The sequence below is a fragment of the Nocardioides sp. BP30 genome (assembly GCF_029873215.1).
GTDB lineage: Bacteria > Actinomycetota > Actinomycetes > Propionibacteriales > Nocardioidaceae > Nocardioides.
In genome coordinates, this window is sequence record NZ_CP123620.1 from 2,365,650 (window position 1) to 2,381,687 (window position 16,038).

The 16,038-nt window shown below is 72.1% G+C and carries 17 protein-coding genes and 1 tRNA gene; 15 read left to right on the forward strand and 3 right to left on the reverse strand.

The features are described 5' to 3' along the window. Window positions 1-99 precede the first annotated feature (99 nt). From P5P86_RS11190 to der, 9 genes are all read left to right on the forward strand, one after another. Entirely contained in the window at window positions 100-981 is an 882-nt protein-coding gene (locus P5P86_RS11190) for a ParA family protein (RefSeq protein WP_280607510.1), read from the forward strand. 2 nt (window positions 982-983) lie between these two features. Continuing rightward, a complete protein-coding gene (locus tag P5P86_RS11195; RefSeq protein ID WP_446724941.1) occupies window positions 984-1,343 on the forward strand; it encodes a hypothetical protein in 360 nt (119 codons plus the stop codon). Beyond that, window positions 1,340-2,251 (forward strand): segregation and condensation protein A, encoded by a 912-nt coding sequence (locus P5P86_RS11200; protein ID WP_280607512.1) that lies wholly within the window; start codon window positions 1,340-1,342, stop codon window positions 2,249-2,251. The genes P5P86_RS11195 and P5P86_RS11200 overlap by 4 nt, the downstream gene beginning before the upstream one ends. After that, entirely contained in the window at window positions 2,244-2,906 is a 663-nt protein-coding gene (gene scpB, locus P5P86_RS11205; protein WP_280607513.1) for an SMC-Scp complex subunit ScpB, read from the forward strand. The genes P5P86_RS11200 and scpB overlap by 8 nt, the downstream gene beginning before the upstream one ends. Continuing rightward, on the forward strand, window positions 2,899-3,657 hold the full coding sequence (locus tag P5P86_RS11210; protein WP_280607514.1) for a pseudouridine synthase: 759 nt from the start codon (window positions 2,899-2,901) through the stop codon (window positions 3,655-3,657). Before scpB ends, P5P86_RS11210 begins: the two co-directional genes overlap by 8 nt. Window positions 3,658-3,738: 81 nt before the next feature. Then, complete coding sequence (locus P5P86_RS11215) at window positions 3,739-4,803, forward strand: prephenate dehydrogenase (protein WP_280607515.1); 1,065 nt, start codon at window positions 3,739-3,741, stop codon at window positions 4,801-4,803. Window positions 4,804-4,814: 11 nt separating this feature from the next. Then, a complete protein-coding gene (cmk, locus tag P5P86_RS11220; RefSeq protein WP_280607516.1) occupies window positions 4,815-5,540 on the forward strand; it encodes a (d)CMP kinase in 726 nt (241 codons plus the stop codon). Next, window positions 5,537-6,295: a lysophospholipid acyltransferase family protein gene (locus tag P5P86_RS11225; protein WP_280607517.1), complete on the forward strand. Its 759-nt coding sequence runs from the start codon at window positions 5,537-5,539 to the stop codon at window positions 6,293-6,295. The genes cmk and P5P86_RS11225 overlap by 4 nt, the downstream gene beginning before the upstream one ends. Then, window positions 6,292-7,689 carry a ribosome biogenesis GTPase Der gene (gene der / locus P5P86_RS11230; RefSeq protein ID WP_280607518.1) on the forward strand — a complete coding sequence of 466 codons (1,398 nt, stop codon included), beginning with the start codon at window positions 6,292-6,294 and terminating at the stop codon, window positions 7,687-7,689. The genes P5P86_RS11225 and der overlap by 4 nt, the downstream gene beginning before the upstream one ends. On the opposite strand, the gene P5P86_RS11235 is transcribed toward der, so the two are convergent. Both P5P86_RS11235 and P5P86_RS11240 read right to left on the reverse strand, forming a co-directional pair. Next, window positions 7,686-9,056 carry a putative bifunctional diguanylate cyclase/phosphodiesterase gene (locus P5P86_RS11235; protein WP_280607519.1) on the reverse strand — a complete coding sequence of 457 codons (1,371 nt, stop codon included), beginning with the start codon at window positions 9,054-9,056 and terminating at the stop codon, window positions 7,686-7,688. The two genes, der and P5P86_RS11235, sit on opposite strands and share 4 nt — an antisense overlap. After that, entirely contained in the window at window positions 9,053-9,694 is a 642-nt protein-coding gene (locus tag P5P86_RS11240; protein WP_280607520.1) for a PilZ domain-containing protein, read from the reverse strand. The genes P5P86_RS11235 and P5P86_RS11240 overlap by 4 nt, the downstream gene beginning before the upstream one ends. A 186-nt stretch (window positions 9,695-9,880) precedes the next feature. On the opposite strand from P5P86_RS11240, the gene P5P86_RS11245 reads away from it, so the two are divergent. Next, a tRNA-Pro gene (locus P5P86_RS11245) sits at window positions 9,881-9,954 on the forward strand. Window positions 9,955-10,080: 126 nt separating this feature from the next. Further along, window positions 10,081-10,410, forward strand: a complete 330-nt coding sequence (locus P5P86_RS11250) for an L-rhamnose mutarotase (RefSeq protein ID WP_280607521.1) — start codon at window positions 10,081-10,083, stop codon at window positions 10,408-10,410. A 51-nt stretch (window positions 10,411-10,461) separates the two neighbouring features. On the opposite strand, the gene P5P86_RS11255 is transcribed toward P5P86_RS11250, so the two are convergent. Continuing rightward, complete coding sequence (locus P5P86_RS11255; RefSeq protein ID WP_280607522.1) at window positions 10,462-11,250, reverse strand: enoyl-CoA hydratase/isomerase family protein; 789 nt, start codon at window positions 11,248-11,250, stop codon at window positions 10,462-10,464. Window positions 11,251-11,385: 135 nt separating this feature from the next. On the opposite strand from P5P86_RS11255, the gene P5P86_RS11260 reads away from it, so the two are divergent. Genes P5P86_RS11260 through P5P86_RS11275 form a run of 4 tightly spaced genes read left to right on the forward strand, consistent with a single transcriptional unit; the run spans window position 11,386 to window position 16,012 of the window. Continuing rightward, window positions 11,386-12,285 carry a fumarylacetoacetate hydrolase family protein gene (locus P5P86_RS11260; protein WP_280607523.1) on the forward strand — a complete coding sequence of 300 codons (900 nt, stop codon included), beginning with the start codon at window positions 11,386-11,388 and terminating at the stop codon, window positions 12,283-12,285. Further along, the gene (locus P5P86_RS11265; protein ID WP_280607524.1) at window positions 12,282-13,733 is read left to right on the forward strand and encodes an aldehyde dehydrogenase (NADP(+)); all 1,452 of its coding nucleotides are present in this window, start codon (window positions 12,282-12,284) and stop codon (window positions 13,731-13,733) included. Before P5P86_RS11260 ends, P5P86_RS11265 begins: the two co-directional genes overlap by 4 nt. 9 nt (window positions 13,734-13,742) lie before the next feature. Further along, a complete protein-coding gene (locus P5P86_RS11270) occupies window positions 13,743-14,924 on the forward strand; it encodes a CaiB/BaiF CoA transferase family protein (protein ID WP_280607525.1) in 1,182 nt (393 codons plus the stop codon). Beyond that, on the forward strand, window positions 14,921-16,012 hold the full coding sequence (locus P5P86_RS11275; RefSeq protein WP_280607526.1) for a hypothetical protein: 1,092 nt from the start codon (window positions 14,921-14,923) through the stop codon (window positions 16,010-16,012). The genes P5P86_RS11270 and P5P86_RS11275 overlap by 4 nt, the downstream gene beginning before the upstream one ends. Window positions 16,013-16,038: the final 26 nt, after the last annotated feature.

Sequence of the window (16,038 nt, forward strand, 5' to 3'; positions counted from 1 at the left end):
TAGAGTCGCCCGCATCGGTCGTGTCGCCGTGTCGACATATTCCCCGGCCGGATCCGCGCGACGGATCGCCCAGCACCGTGAAGTGAGAGTGGAGCACCCGTGTCCGACGCCCTGCCGTTCGAGTCGCCCGTCGCCGAGCAGCTGGGCCCGACCGGAAGGCCCCTGCCCGTATTCCCCGAGCCGGCCCGCCTGAGCACGCACGGCCCGGCCCGGGTGGTGGCGCTGTGCAACCAGAAGGGTGGGGTCGGGAAGACCACCACGACCATCAGCCTCGGCGCCGCGCTGGCCGAGCTCGGCCGCAAGGTGCTCCTGGTCGACTTCGACCCGCAGGGCTCCCTGTCGGTCGGCCTGGGCCTGAACCCGAACGAGATCGAGCTGGGCACCTACCAGCTGCTGATGGACCAGGGGATCACGTTCGACGACGTGGTGGTCAAGACCAACGTCGACGGCGTCGACCTGCTGCCGGCCAACATCGATCTGTCCGCCGCCGAGATCCAGCTCGTCCACGAGGTCGGCCGCGAGCAGGTGCTGACCAGCAAGCTGCAGCCGGTGTTGGACCGCTACGACGTCATCCTGATCGACTGCCAGCCCTCGCTCGGACTGCTGACCGTGAACGCGCTCACGGCCAGCGACGGCGTGATCATCCCGCTGGAGTGCGAGTACTTCGCCCTGCGTGGCGTCGCCCTGCTCAAGGACACCATCGAGAAGGTCCGCTCGCGCCTCAACCCGAAGCTGACCATCGACGGCCTGCTCGGCACCATGTACGACGGTCGCACCCTGCACAGCCGTGAGGTGATGGAGACGCTGGTGTCCGGCTGGGGGGACACGGTGTTCCACACGGTCATCCGTCGCACCGTGAAGTTCTCCGACGCCACGGTCGTCGGCGAGCCGATCACCGCCTACGCCTCCACGTCCACCGGCGCCGACTCCTACCGCCAGCTCGCCAAGGAGGTGCTCGCCCGGTGGCAGCGCGGCGCGTGAGTCTGCCCTCGGCGGACGATCTGTTCCGGCCGACCAGGCCCGGTGCGGAGGACGAGTCGGCGCAGCCTGTCCGCGCCGTACCGGACGCGGGACAGACGCAGCCGGCCGACGCCGGTGCGGAGACGTCCGAGCAGGGCCCGAAGCGGCCCAGCGGCCGGGTGCGCCACGACGAGAAGATGACGGTGTACGTCACCGCCGAGGAGTTGCTCGAGCTCGAGCACGCCCGGCTGACGCTGCGCAGCAAGCACGGCGTCGCCCTCGACCGCGGCCGGCTGGTGCGGGAGGCGGTGGCGATCGTGCTGGCCGACCTGGAGAGCAACGGCGAGCAGAGCGCCCTGGTGCGCCGGCTCGCCGAGGGATGAGCGTCGAGCACGCCTCGACAGGCTCGGCGGAGGGCGCCTCCGCGGAGCCCGAGCAGGGCTTCGCCGTACGTCTGGACAACTTCGAGGGCCCGTTCGACCTGCTGCTGAGCCTGATCGCCAAGCACAAGCTCGACATCACCGAGATCGCGCTGGCCAAGGTCACCGACGAGTTCATCGCGCACGTGAAGGCGGCCGGCAAGGTGTGGGACCTGGAGCAGACCTCCAGCTTCCTGCTGGTGGCGGCGACGCTGCTCGACCTCAAGGCGGCCCGCCTGCTGCCGCAGGGCGATGTCGAGGACGAGGAGGATCTGGCGCTGCTGGAGGCGCGGGACCTGCTCTTCGCCCGGCTACTGCAGTACAAGGCGTTCAAGCAGGTGGCGGCCGTGTTCGAGGGCCGGCTGGCAGCGGAGAGCCTGCGCCACCCGCGGGCCGTCGGGTTGGAGGAGCGCTACGCGACGCTGCTGCCGGAGGTGCTGATCGGGATCGGGCTGGAGCAGTTCGCCGCCCTCGCCGCCAAGGCGATGGCGCCCAAGCCCGGACCGCCCGAGCTCACCCTCCACCACATCCACGCCCCCAGGGTCAGCGTGCGCGAGCAGGCCGGGATCGTCGTGGACCGGCTGCGCCGGGCCGGCACCCTGACCTTCCGGGCGCTGTGCGGGGACTCACCGGACACCCTGACCACCGTCGCACGGTTCCTCAGCCTGCTGGAGCTCTTCCGCGAAGGCGCCGTCGCCTTCGACCAGGTGAGCCCGCTGGGCGAGCTGACGGTGCGCTGGACCGGTGAGGACGGCCCGGGCGGCCCCGACGGGATCGACATCGACGAGCTGATCCAGGACGAGTTCGACGGGCAGCCACCGCCGGAGGCGGGCGGCGCCGCGGAGCAGAAGGCGCAGGAGAGCCATGAGTGAGCAGATCGAGACCGAGCCGCGTCAGCCGCTGCGCCCTGCCCTGGAGGCGGTGCTGATGGTCGCCGACCAGCCGTTGACGCCCACCGCACTGGCGACCTCGGTGGGGCATCCGCTGGCGGAGGTCGAGGCCGCCCTGCAGGCGCTCTCGGCCGAGTACACCGACCAGGGCCGCGGCTTCGACCTGCGCAACGTCGCGGGCGGCTGGCGCTTCTACACCCGCGAGGAGTACGCCGCCGTCGTCGAGGGCTTCGTCCTCGAGGGCCAGCAGGCGAGGCTGACCCAGGCGGCGTTGGAGACGCTCGCGGTCGTCGCCTACCGGCAGCCCGTCTCGCGCGCCCGGGTCAGTGCGATCCGCGGCGTGAACGTGGACGGCGTGATGCGGACGCTGCTCGCGCGCGGCCTGGTCGAGGAGGCCGGTCAGGACCCCGAGACCGGCGCACACCTGTACCGCACCACCGGCTACTTCCTCGAGCGCATCGGGGTCACCGGGCTGGACGAGCTGCCCGAGCTGGCGCCGTACCTCCCGGAGATGGACGACCTCGAGGACGAGCTGGCTGAGATGGTCGCGCCCGCGGCGTCCGCGGCGCCGACGCCTACCGATGAAGCCGACGCCGGCCGGGAGGCCGCGCCCGACCAGGAGCACCACGATGATTGAGCGCACCGACCTTCCTCTCGACGAGGAGGGCCTGATCCGCATCCAGAAGCTGCTCGCCCTCGCCGGCGTGGCCAGCCGCCGGCGGAGCGAGGAGCTGATGCTCGGCGGTCTGGTCGAGATCAACGGCGAGGTGGTCACCCGCCTCGGCACCAAGGTGGACCCCGCCCGCGACCTCATCCGCGTCGACGGCAGGCGGTTGCCGCCGATCAGCGAGAAGGTCTACCTGGTCCTCAACAAGCCGCGCGGGGTGGTGTCCACGATGAGCGACCCCGAGGGCCGGCGCACCCTGCAGGACCTCGTCGCCGACCGGCCGGAACGGCTCTTCCACGTGGGCCGGCTCGACACCGACACCTCCGGTCTGATCATCCTGACCAACGACGGCGACTTCGCCCACCGGCTCGCGCACCCCTCCTACGAGGTCGACAAGACGTACGTCGCGGAGGTCGCCGGCGAGCTCTTCCCGCGGATCCGCAAGCAGCTGCTCGCCGGCGTCACGCTGGAGGACGGCCCGGTGACGGTCAGCACGGCGAGGATCGTCCAGGCGACACAGCACAAGTCGATCATCGAGCTGACGATCCACGAGGGCCGCAACCGGATCGTGCGCCGGCTTCTGGAGCAGGTCGGCCACCCGGTCACCCGGCTGACGCGCACCCGGATCGGTCCGGTGAAGCTCGGCGCCCTGAAGCCGGGGGAGCTGCGCGACCTCACCGTCGACGAGCTCGGCGAGCTGCTCGACAGCACCCAGCTCTGAGACCCGACCCGGCACGCGGGCCCGCGCACCACTAGCCTGCGGTGTGCACGTGCGTGGTGGAGTCGGAGGCGAGGAGTGGTCGTGACGGCGCTGACCGGACCGGTCGAGATCATCGGCACGGGCCTGCTCGGCACCTCGATCGCGCTGGCCTGTCGCCAGGCCGGTCTCGAGGTGCTCCTCACCGACGTCGCCGAGGAGCACATCCGCACGGCGAGTGGTCTCGGTGCCGGCCGGCCGCGGGTCCCGGTCGACCGGCCGCAGCTGGTCGTGGTGGCCGTGCCACCGGCCTACCTGGGCCGCACGATCGGCGACGCGCTGGCGCGCGACCCGGAGGCGGTGGTGACCGACGTGGGCAGCGTGAAGAGTGCGCCGCTCGCCGAGGTCTCGGTGCTGCCGGGCGCGGATCGCTACGTCGGCGGCCACCCGATGGCCGGCAGCGAGCGCTCCGGTCCGCTCGCCGCCTCGGCCGCGCTCTTCGACGGCCGGCCGTGGGCGGTGACGCCGCACCCGGGATCGCGGCCCGATGCGGTCGTCCTGGTCGAGCAGCTCGCCCAGCTGTGCGGCGGCGTACCGGTGCTGATGGACCCGGCCGAGCACGACCGGGCCGTGGCGCGGATCTCGCACGTCCCGCACCTGATGGCCGTCCTGGTGGCCGGCCGGCTCGCCGATGCACCGGCCGAGCACCTGGCCCTGTCCGGGCCGGGTGTGCGCGACGTCACCCGGGTGGCCGGGGGAGACCCGGAGCTCTACAGCCAGATCGTGACCGGCAACGCCGGGGCGGTCGTGGAGCTGCTGGGTGAGGTGCGCGGGCAGCTCGACCGGCTGATCGACGCGCTGACCGACGGAGACCGGGGCGTCCTCGGGAACCTGCTCGAGCGCGGCCAGGAGGGCAACCGGGCGATCCCGGGCAAGCACGGCACGCCGACCGGGCCGACGACCGCTGTGTTCGTGGCGGTGGCCGACGAGCCCGGCGGCCTCGCCCGGCTGTTCGCCGACGCCGGGGCGAGCGGTGTCAACATCGAGGACGTCAGGATCGAGCACGAGCTCGGCCGCCCGGTCGGACTGGTCGAGCTCGTCGTGGCCGAGGGCAGCGCCGAGCAGCTGCGCACGGCGCTCGAATCCCGGGGATGGGTCGTCCACCGCTAGGCTGTCGGCCCGTGAGCACGCCCGAGAACCGCCCCGCGCGCAGCATCGTCATCGCCGTCGACGGGACCTCGGGCTCGGGCAAGTCCAGCACCTCGCGCGGCGTAGCGGCGCGGCTGGGCCTGCGCTACCTGGACACCGGCGCCATGTTCCGGGCGATGACCTGGTGGATGCTCACCCACGGGATCGACGTGCACGACCCGGCGGCGGTGGCCGCCGCCGCCGAGCGTCCGCGGATCGAGTCCGGCACCGACCCGCTCGCGCCGACGATCACCCTCGACGGTGTGGATGTCGCCACCCAGATCCGATCCGCCGAGGTCAACGCCGGGGTCTCGCCGGTCAGCGCGGTGCCCGAGGTCCGTGCCCGCCTGCTGCAGCTCCAGCGTGCCGTCATCGAGCAGGCGCTCGACGGCGCCGGCATCGTCGTCGAGGGCCGCGACATCGGCTCCGTGGTGTGGCCGCAGGCCGAGCTCAAGCTCTACGTCACCGCCGACCCCGCCGCCCGTGCCGCTCGCCGGGCCGAGGAGGAGGGCGGCACCGACGCCGCCGCCGTCCAGGCGTCCCTGGAGGCCCGCGACCGGATCGACTCCGGTCGGACCACCGCGCCGCTGGTGGCCGCCGACGGTGCCGTCCACCTCGACACCACCCCCTTCACGCTCGACCAGGTGATCGCCCACGTCGTCGCGCTGGTGGACCAGGTCCGTACGGCGCAGCCCTTCGCGGAGCGGGCCACGTCATGAGCCCGGCCCTCCAGGGCCTCTCCGGCAGCCTCCCCGACACGACCGGGGTCCGGGCGCCGCGCAACTCGTTCTTCTACACGATGCGCTGGTTCGGCCGGTGGGCCGTGCGGCGGCGCTACCGGGTGCGGTTGCACGGCGTCGAGCATGTGCCGAGCAGCGGTGGTGTCATCTTCTGCTCCAACCACATCGGCGTCATCGACGGGCCGCTGCTGGCGATCTTCGCACCGCGGCCGGTGCATGCCCTGACCAAGGACGACCTGTTCCGCGGACCGCTCGGCCGGTTCCTGCTGGCGGTGGGGCAGATACCGCTGTTCCGCGACGGAGCCGACACCGCTGCGATCAAGACGTGTGTGAAGGTGCTGCGCGAGGGCCGGGCGGTCGGCATCTACCCCGAGGGCACCCGCGGTCCCGGCGAGTACGAGGTCTTCCACCACGGGGCCGCCTACCTCGCCATGGTGACAGGCGCTCCGGTCGTGCCGGTGGTGATGTTCGGCAGCCGCGAGCCCGGCCGGTCGCGCAGCTCGCTGCCGCGCCGCGGGGCGGCCATCGACCTGGTCTTCGGGCCGCCGTTCACCACCGAGCAGGTGCCGTGGCCGCGCCGCCGGGAACACGTCGACCGGATCTCGGCGTTGCTCCGGGAGCACCTGCTGGACCACCTCTCCACCGCGCGCGCGGTCACCGGCCGGTCGTTGCCCGGCCCCCTGCCCGGCGCCCCCGCCGTACCCACCCCGGTCCTCGACCAAGGAGCATCATGACCAGCGACTTCCCAGATCAGCCGATCGCGTTCGATGGACCCGACGGCGCCGCCGAGGGCGAGGAGCACGTCGGCCCCACTCCGGTGCTCGCGGTCGTCGGCCGTCCGAACGTCGGCAAGTCCACCCTGGTCAACCGGATCATCGGCCGCCGTGAGGCGGTCGTCGAGGACGTCCCGGGCGTGACGCGCGACCGGGTCTCCTACGACGCCGACTGGAACGGCCGGGCCTTCACGCTGGTCGACACCGGCGGCTGGTCCTCCGACGCCCGCGGGATGGCCCAGCGGATCGCCGAGCAGGCCGAGCTGGCGATCAGCCTGGCCGACGCCGTCCTGTTCGTCGTCGACGCCAAGGTCGGCATCACCGACGAGGACGAGGCGGTGGTGCGCATCCTGCGCCAGGCCAGGAAGCCGGTCGTGCTCGCCGCGAACAAGGTCGACGATCTGCGCACCGAGGCCGAGGCCGCCGGCCTGTGGAACCTCGGCCTCGGGGAGCCGTATCCGGTCTCGGCCCTGCACGGCCGAGGGTCGGGCGACCTGCTCGACGCGATCCTCGAGGCGCTCCCCGAGCTGCCCCCGATGCCGGAGGGCGAGGAGATCGGCGGTCCCCGGCGGGTGGCCCTGGTCGGGCGGCCCAACGTGGGCAAGTCGTCGCTGCTGAACAAGCTGGCAGGGGAGACCCGTGTGGTCGTCGACAACGTGGCCGGCACCACCGTCGACCCGGTCGACGAGTTGATCGAGCTGGGTGGGCGGGTCTGGAAGTTCATCGACACCGCCGGCATCCGAAAGCGGGTCAAGGAGGCGTCGGGTCACGAGTACTACGCCTCCCTGCGGACCACCACCGCCATCGACCGCGCGGAGGTGGCGGTGCTGGTGCTCGACTCCGAGCAGTCGATCGCCGAGCAGGACATCCGCATCCTGCAGACCGTGCGCGAGGCCGGCCGCGCGCTGGTGATCGTGTTCAACAAGTGGGACCTGGTCGACGAGGACCGGCGCTACTACCTCGAGCGCGAGATCGAGCGTGAGCTGGTCCAGGTGAAGTGGGCCCCGCGGGTCAACCTCACCGCCCGCACCGGCTGGCACATCGACCGGCTGGTGCCGGCGCTCGACAAGGCGCTGGAGGGCTGGGAGACGCGCGTGGGGACCGGCGCGCTCAACACGTTCCTGGGCAGGCTCGTCGCCGAGCACCCGCACCCGGTGCGCGGCGGCAAGCAGCCCAAGGTGTTGTTCGGGACGCAGGCCTCGACAGCGCCGCCGACCTTCATCCTGTTCACCTCGGGCAAGCTGGACGCGGCGTACGAGCGCTTCATCGAGCGTCGTCTGCGGGAGGACTTCGGCTTCGTCGGCACGCCCCTCGTGCTGCAGCAGCGGGTGCGCGAGAAGCGCAAGCGCAGCTAGCGACTGCGACCGGCCGTTCGGGCGGGATCGGCCCAGTCGGCCCAGTCGCTCGCGACGGCCGGCGTCGTGCTGTCGTCGGGGAGCTGGTCCATCGGGACCGGTCGACCGAACAGGTAGCCCTGCGCGTAGTCGCAGCCGAGCTCGTGCAGGACGATCGCCTGCTCGGCCGTCTCCACACCCTCGGCGACGATCGTCAGGCGCAGCGAACGGCACAGCGTGATGATCGCGGACAGCACCGGCTGGTGCTCGCGACGGGGATCGATCGCGGCGACGAACGACCGGTCGATCTTGACGATGTCCACCGGGAACTGCTCCAGCCAGCGCAGCGAGGAGTACCCGGTGCCGAAGTCGTCGATCGCCACCCGTACGCCGAGGGCGCGCAGGCCCTGCAGCGTGCGCACCACCTGCGGGTCGTCCTCGTCGAAGAGCGCCTCGGTGACCTCCAGCAGGAGGCTTTCCGGGGGCAGTCCGGTGGCACTGAGCGTCCGGCGGACCTCGTCCACGTAGCCCGGGTTGCGCAGCTCGGGCACCGAGACGTTCACGCCGATGCCGCGCCGGTGGCAGGAGGCCACCGCCGCCGCGCATGCCTGTGCCAGCGTCCAGCGGCCGAGGGCGTGGATGGCGCCGGTGCGCTCGGCGTGCGGGATGAAGTCGTTGGGTGGGATCAGGCCGCGGCGCGGATGGGCCCAGCGCACCAGCGCCTCGGCGCTGACGACCGCGTTGTCGCGCAGCCGGATCACCGGTTGGTAGTGCAGGAACAGCTCCCCGGCCAAGACCGCCGCTTCGAGCTCGCTGGCGCCGTGCGTGGGATCGCCGTACACGACCGTCTGGCCGCGGCCGGCCGCCTTGGCCTCGTACAGGGCCACCTCCGCCCGACCCAGCAGCATCGAGAGGGTGTCACCCGGAGCCCAGGACGCCACACCAGCGGAGGTGCCGATGCCGTCGGGGGCCATGGCGCGCAACCGGTCGGCGATGTCGGCGGCCTTGCCGAGCGAGGACCCCGGCAGCAGGACGGCGAACGCGTCGCCGCCGTAGCGGCTCAGCGTCTGATGCTCCAGCAGCAGCCTGCTCCAGATGCCCGCACAGGCGACCAGGAGCTGGTCGCCGGTGCGTTGACCGGCGGTGTCGTTGAACGTCTGGAAGCCGTCCAGGTCGAGCAGCACGAGGGCGAGCTCGCCGTGCTCGCGGCGCAGCCGGGTGAGCTCGTGCTCGAGCCGGCGGTCGAAGCCGCGCCGGTTGACCAGCCCGGTGAGCGCGTCCTGCTCGACCAGATCGGCGAGCCGTGCCAGCCATCCCGCTACCGTCGGGATCTCGTGGGGACGTGCGAGACGGGTCCGGTACTGCTCGCGCAGTCGCGCCATCCTCATGACAGGTCCCGCCGGGAGGCGTCGCGGACGCGCTGCCGCTCGACCTGCTCGAAGACGACGTTGCGCCGGATGTCGTTGGCGGTGCGAGGCGGGATGTCGAGCATGAGGACCAGATCCACGGAGTCGGGCTCGCCGTTCCCCTGCTCGCGCAGCACCGTGCCACGCAGCATGAAGCCGGTGTGGTGGAGTGTGAAGGCCGCGCGGACGGTGTCGCCGGGCGTCAGCAGCGGGAGGTGGCGGCGCAGCAGCCGGGCGCGCAGCGCCGCCTCGCTCAGGTCGATCAGGGTGCCGCGGATGGTGCCGGCGTCGTGCGAGAGCGTCATCGGCGTCCCCATCGGCAGCCGCACGTACTCGCGTCGCTGGGTGCGAGCCGCCTGGGTATGGACCGCCACCCGCCAGCGGTCGCCGTCGGGAGAGGCTGTCACCGGCGCGCGGAACAGTCCCCGCTCCGTGGTCCAGACCATCGTCGCGTCGATCGGCACCTCGGCGTCGGGCATCGTGGCGGGGTCGACCGACTCCTCGTCGCACACGGTCAGCAGCACGTCGAACCCGTCGTACCCGGTCACCTCGGCCTCGAGCCAGGACGCGCCGGCCCGCTCCACGACGACCACGAGGCCGAGGGCAGGACGGGTGGACACGAGGTCAGTATCGGCCTGTCGGGGCTCGGCCTCAGCGAAAACCCTGGGGTGGTAGTAATCCGATGTGACTATGCGGCGACGCCGAGGGGCGTACGTCGCGGACGGTCGGCGAACGGCGGCCACGACCCGATTCGCACCCCGCTCGTCCGTTGCGATAGCCTTCGGACGCCTTCCTCGGAGGGCGTTCGGGCTGTGGCGCAGCTTGGTAGCGCACTTGACTGGGGGTCAAGGGGTCGCAGGTTCAAATCCTGTCAGCCCGACCGATGATGCAGCAGGTCAGAGGCCGTTTCCGCGAGATGCGGGAACGGCCTCTGCCGCGTTCTGAGGCGCGATGACGCGCACTGCGGAGGCAGCGAGACGGGAGACGTATGACCTATCCTGCGGCCGTGGAACGTCATGGTCTGGTGGTCAACGTCCGTCCCGAGCGACGGGAGGAGTACCTGGCGCTGCATCGCGCGGTGTGGCCGCAGGTGGAGCAGACGCTGCGCGCGGCCAACGTCGCCAATTACACGATCTTCCTGATCGACGACACGCTCTTCGCCTACTACGAGTACCTCGGCACCGACCACGACGCAGACATGGCGAGGATCGGCGAGGATCCGGTCACGCGCGAGTGGTGGACCCACACCGACCCGTGTCAGACGCCGTTCGGCGGTGACGGCAGGACCGACGGTGGGTGGCGCGAGGCCGAGGAGATCTGGCACCTCGCCCCGTAGCGCCGTAGCGCCGGGCCGCCCCAGCGCCGGAGCGCCGGAGCGCCGCAGCGCTCAGCGTCGCTCGAAGCGCGCCGTACGGCGCTCGGCGAAGGCGCGCCGACCCTCGGCCGCATCCTCGGTCGCGAAGCAGATGGTCTGCAGGTCGCGCTCGTAGGCCAGTGCCTGGTCCTCCGACATCGCCGTCGCCGCCTGCACGTTGATCTTGGCCGTCTCCACGGCGATGGGAGCGCGGGAGGCGATCGTGGAGGCGAGCCCGCGGGCTCGCGTGAGCAGGTCGTCCGGTGGCAGCACCTCCGAGACCAGGTGCCAGTCCAGAGCCTGCTGCGCGTCGATCGGGTCGCCGGTCATCAGCATCAGCGCGGCGTTGCTCGGCCCGGCGGCTCGGGAGAGGAACGCCGACATGCCGCCGCCGCCGATCCAACCGAGCTTGACCTCCGGGGCACCGAGGCTGGCGTTGGTCGAGGCCAGTCGGATGTCGCACGACAGCGCCGTCTCGAGGCCGCCGCCGAGCGCGTAGCCGTTGATCGCGGCGATGGACGGCTTGCGCAGCTTGCGGAGCGCGTCGCAGTAGTCGACCCGGTTGCGGAAGTCCCAGGGCGTCGCGTAGGAGTCCAGCGCGGTGATGTCCGAGCCCACGCTGAAGGAGCGCTCGCCGGCACCGGTGAGGACCACGGCACGGACGTCGTCGCTGAGGTTGCACTCCGACACGGCGGCGACGAGTGCCTGAGCCATGGCGGGCGTCAGGGCGTTGAGCTTGGCGGGCCGGTCGAGCGTGATGGTCGCGACCCGCGTGGCGCGGTCGATGTCGAACCTGACGGCTCCCTCGGTGCTCTGCGGCACGGTGTCTCCTGGTGGGTGCGGCGGACGGTGGGGGTCCGTGGCGTCGGTGCCCCGGATCACGGATCGAGGCTTGACTCTACGAGTATGACGTCATACCTTTCAAGGGTTCGTTCCCAGAGTGGAGGAGTTCTCCCGGTGCAGATCGTCCGCGCCCGTTTCCCCGACGCCAGCACGGCCCGAAGCGCGGTGTTGACCGACAAGGGTCTGCATGTGCTCTCCGCCGACCTCCCCGAGCTCCTGGCCGGGTCCGCCCAGGAACTGCGGGCGGCGGTCGAGGCCGCGCTGCGAGGCACGCCGCAGCCTGCCGGCGACGTACCGATCGAGGCTCCCGTCGGCGGGCTGACCGAGGTGTGGGCTGCCGGCGTCACCTACGAGCGCTCCCGCGAGGCACGGATGGAGGAGAGCGAGAAGGAGGCCGACATCTACGACCGCGTGTACGACGCGGAGCGCCCCGAGCTGTTCTTCAAGGCGGCCTCCTGGCGGGTGGCGGGCACGGGCGAGCCGATCAGCGTGCGAGCCGACTCGCCGGTCAACGTGCCCGAGCCGGAGCTCGCGGTGGTCGCGAACCGGTACGGCGAGATCGTCGGCTACACGATCTGCAACGACGTCAGCTCACGCAGTATCGAGGGCGAGAACCCGCTCTACCTCCCGCAGGCCAAGGCCTACCTGGGCGCGTGCGCCGTGGGGCCGGGGATCACCCCCGCCTGGGAAGTGCCGGATCCCCGGGGGCTTCCGATCCTGATGTCGATCGAGCGCGACGGTGACCGGGTCTGGTCCGGCGAGGCGAACACCGGTGAGCTGCATCGCGAGCTCGGTGACCTGGTCGACTACCTGTTCCGTGAGGACGACTTCCCGCACGGCGTCGTGCTGGCGACCGGGACCAGCCTGGTCCCCGACCTGCCCTTCACCCTCCAGGGCGGGGACACGGTCTCGATCGAGCTGGTCGGGCTCGGCACTCTGCGCAACCCTGTGGTGGTCGGCAAGGCCGGCATCGCCCACCTCGTCGAGCGCGTGCAGAAGGAGCAGACCCCATGACCATCGCCACCATCGAGAGCATCGACGCCCGTACCGGAGCAGTCCGCGGACCCAGCTTCCCCGAGACCTCGGCCGAGCAGGTAGCCGCTGCCTGCGCCGCCGCGGCGGCCGCGGCCCCCGGTTGGGTGGCGACGTCGCGTCCCGAGCGGGCCCGGCTGCTGGAGGAGGTGGCGAGCGCACTGGAGACGCGCGCCGCCGAGGTCGTCGCGTGCGCTGACGCGGAGACCGCTCTCGGCACGCCCCGGCTGACCGGGGAGCTGGCGCGGACCTGCTTCCAGCTGCGCTTCTTCGCCGAGGTGATCCGTGAGGGCTCCTACCTCGAGGCCACGGTCGACCATGCCGACGACTCGCCGATGGGCCCGCGTCCCGACCTGCGCCGGATGCTGATCCCGATCGGGCCGGTGGCTGTCTTCGGCGCGAGCAACTTCCCGTTGGCCTTCTCGGTGCCCGGCGGGGACACCGTCTCCGCGCTGGCCGCCGGGTGCCCGGTCGTCGTCAAGGCGCACGAGGCGCACCCGGCGACCTCGGTGCTCTGCTTCGAGACGATGCGCGCGGTGCTGCCCGATGGTGTCCTCGCCCTCGTCCAGGGTCGCGACGCGGGGACAGCGCTGGTCGCGGATCCCCGCATCCGAGCCGTCGGCTTCACCGGCTCCACCCGCGGGGGCCGCGCGCTGGCCGACCTCGCCGCGGCACGTCCCGAGCCGATCCCGTTCTACGGCGAGCTCGGCAGCGTCAACGCGCTCTTCGTGACGCCGGCCGCAGCGGCCGCCAGGGCGGAGGAGATCGGCCGCGGTCTGGCCGACTCCTTCACCCTCGGCGCCGGCCAGTTCTGCACCAAGCCGGGTCTCGCGCTGGTGCCGACCGGAGCCGACGGCGACGCCCTGCGCGACGCGCTGGTGGCCGCCTCGCAGGGACGCACCTTCACGATGCTCACCGACGGCATCCGGCACGCCTACGAGGCGTCGACCGGCACGCCGGACGAGCGCACCGTCGCCCCCACGGTCGTCGAGGTGGCCGCCGGTGAGCTCACCTCCGATCAGCTCGAGGAGGTGTTCGGTCCCTATCTGGTGCTCGCGCGGTACGGCTCGGTCGACGATCTCGACGCGGCCGTCAGCGTCCTGCCGGGCGCGCTCACCGCGACCGTGCACGGCGAGAGCGACGACGAGCTCGGCGCCGACCTCGCCCGCACGCTGCCCGGCCGTGTGGGACGCGTCGTCTGGAACGGCTACCCGACCGGTGTCGCCGTCGGCTGGGCGCAGCACCACGGTGGCCCGTGGCCGGGCACGAACACGCTGCACACCTCCGTCGGCGCGACGGCGATCCGGCGGTTCCTCCGGCCGGTCGCCTGGCAGTCGGCACCCGCCTCCGTCCTCCCCGAAGAGCTCCGCGACGACTACGACGGCATTCCCCGCCGTGTCGACGGTGTGCTCCGGCTCCCTCACTCCTGAAGGCCTCCCATGCCCGTCCTGTCCGGATACCGCGTCCTCGACCTCTCCATCGCCATGGCCGGCCCGCTGGCCGCGATGCGCCTGGGCGATCTCGGCGCCGACGTCCTCAAGATCGAGCCGGTGACGGGGGAGTGGCAGCGGCACACCTCCGCCGGTGGCGCCGTCGGCAACGAGGTCAACGCCTCGTTCCTCTCCCTCAACCGCAACAAGCGCAGCCTCGCCGTCGACCTCAAGAACCCGGCGGGCAGGGAGCTCGTGCTCCGCCTCGCTGCCGAGTCCGACGTCTTCCTGCAGAACTACCGGCCCGGTGTCGCGGCGCGGCTCGGTCTGGACGAGGCGTCGGTGCGCGCCGTCCGGCCCGACATCGTCTACGTCTCCATGAGCGGGTACGGCGAGGACGGGCCCTACGTGAACCGCCCCGGACAGGACCTGCTGCTGCAGGGCCTGAGCGGGGCCCTCTACAGCGCCGGTCGTGCCGAGGACCCGCCGCAGGCCGGCCCGTCGTTCATCGCCGACGCGATCACGGCGTACTCCGCCTTCGAGGGCGTGCTCGCCGCGCTGCTCCACCGTGAGCGCACCGGCGAGGGCCAGAAGGTGGAGGTGAACATGCTCGACGCCATGATCGCGATGCAGATGCAGGAGCTCTCGGTGCGCACCGTGGGCGGCGTGCCGCAGACGCGCGGCCACGAGATCCATGCGCACAGCTACATCCGGGCGCCGTACGGCATCTTCCCCACCAGCGACTCCTACCTCGCCCTCGCCTTCGCCGACCTGTCACTGCTCGCGGAGGTGTTCGGTGACGCCGAGCTCGCGCAGTGGGACGCCGAGCGCGACGGCTTCAAGCAGCGCGACGCCATCTCGGCGGCGGTCGCGCGTCACCTGCGCACCGACACCACCGCCTCGTGGCTCGAGCGGCTCGGCAACAGGGGCGTGTGGGTCGGGCCGGTGAACTCCTACGACGACGTGCTCGAGGACCCGCAGGTCAAGCACAACGGCAGCTTCGTCACCTACGACCACCCGACCGAGGGCAGCGTCACCACCCCCGGCTTCGCCTTCCACCTCACCGCCACCCCGGCGTCGGTCGAGCGCGGTGCTCCGACGGTGGGCCAGCACACGGCCGAGATCCTCACCGAGGCCGGGCTGGGCGCCGACGAGATCGAGGCGTTGCTCCGGGACAAGGTGATCGCGTGAGCGCTCCCGCACCCGAGGGAGCGGCGCTGCGGGGCATGACCTGGGACCATCCGCGCGCCTACCTCGCCCTGGAGGCCTTCGAGAGCACCGGTACGGCGCCCCGCGTCGCCTGGGACCGGCAGTCGCTCGCGGACTTCGAGGCGCACCCCATCGACGAGCTCGCGCGGCACTACGACTTCATGGTCATCGACCACCCGGGTCTGGGGGCGGCGATCGGGGCAGGTGCGCTGGCGGCGTACGAGGACGTGCTCGCTCCGGAGGCGCTGCGGCACTGGTCGGACGGCGCGATCGGCGCGAGCGGTGCCAGCTACCGCCTCGGCGAGCGGACCTGGGCACTGCCGATCGATGCCGCGGCGCAGGTGACGGTGCGGCGCCCGGAGGTTCCGGTCGTGCGCCGCTGGGAGGACGTCCCGGCGGCTGCCGAGGAGCATCCGGTGGCGCTGTGCCTGGCGGGCCCGCACGCCGGGCTGATGCTGCTGGCCATGTGCTCGGCCTCGCCGACCTACGACGAGGACCGATTGCTGGACCCGCTCACCGCCGGCCGGGCCGTGGACCTGTTGCGTGAGGTCTTCCGGCGCGGTGCTCGCGACATCCTGGACCCGATCGGCGTGCACGAGCTGCTGGCCACCGGCGAGGGTGCGACCTGGTGCCCGCTGGCCTACGGATACGTCTCCTACGCCGACCGGCTGGCCTGGAGCGACGCACCGACGTGGCACGGCAGCGGGCCGCTGAGCGTCCTGGGCGGGACCGGCCTCGCGCTGGCCGCCCGGACGGCCGCCGATCCGGCGCGGCTCGCGGCCGCCCGGGCCTGGGTGGCCGCCTACCTCGACGACGAGGTCCAGGCGAGGCTCGTACCACGTTCGGGCGGTCAGCCGGCCACCCGAACGGTCTGGGTCGGTGGCGATGCGTTCTACGCCGACACCGTCGCGACCCTCGAGGCCGCCTGGGTCCGCCCTCGGTCGGCGGGCTGGATCGCGTTGCAGGACCACCTCTCCGAGCTGGTCCGTGAGGCGATCGTGGAGGACCTCGACGCAGCGACGGCGATCGCGGATGTGAACCACCGCTACGCAGCCCTTCGACAGGGCTGAGCGGTTCAGCTACGGACAAGCAGTCC

What these genes read in the sequence shown, in the direction of transcription:
- P5P86_RS11200 (WP_280607512.1), top strand. Translation starts at nt 1,340, where the DNA reads ATGAGCGTCGAGCACGCCTCGACAGGCTCGGCGGAGGGCGCCTCCGCG.
- scpB (WP_280607513.1), top strand. Translation starts at nt 2,244, where the DNA reads ATGAGTGAGCAGATCGAGACCGAGCCGCGTCAGCCGCTGCGCCCTGCC.
- P5P86_RS11210 (WP_280607514.1), top strand. Translation starts at nt 2,899, where the DNA reads ATGATTGAGCGCACCGACCTTCCTCTCGACGAGGAGGGCCTGATCCGC.
- P5P86_RS11225 (WP_280607517.1), top strand. Translation starts at nt 5,537, where the DNA reads ATGAGCCCGGCCCTCCAGGGCCTCTCCGGCAGCCTCCCCGACACGACC.
- der (WP_280607518.1), top strand. Translation starts at nt 6,292, where the DNA reads ATGACCAGCGACTTCCCAGATCAGCCGATCGCGTTCGATGGACCCGAC.
- P5P86_RS11235 (WP_280607519.1), bottom strand. Translation starts at nt 9,056, where the DNA reads ATGAGGATGGCGCGACTGCGCGAGCAGTACCGGACCCGTCTCGCACGT.
- P5P86_RS11265 (WP_280607524.1), top strand. Translation starts at nt 12,282, where the DNA reads ATGACCATCGCCACCATCGAGAGCATCGACGCCCGTACCGGAGCAGTC.
- P5P86_RS11270 (WP_280607525.1), top strand. Translation starts at nt 13,743, where the DNA reads ATGCCCGTCCTGTCCGGATACCGCGTCCTCGACCTCTCCATCGCCATG.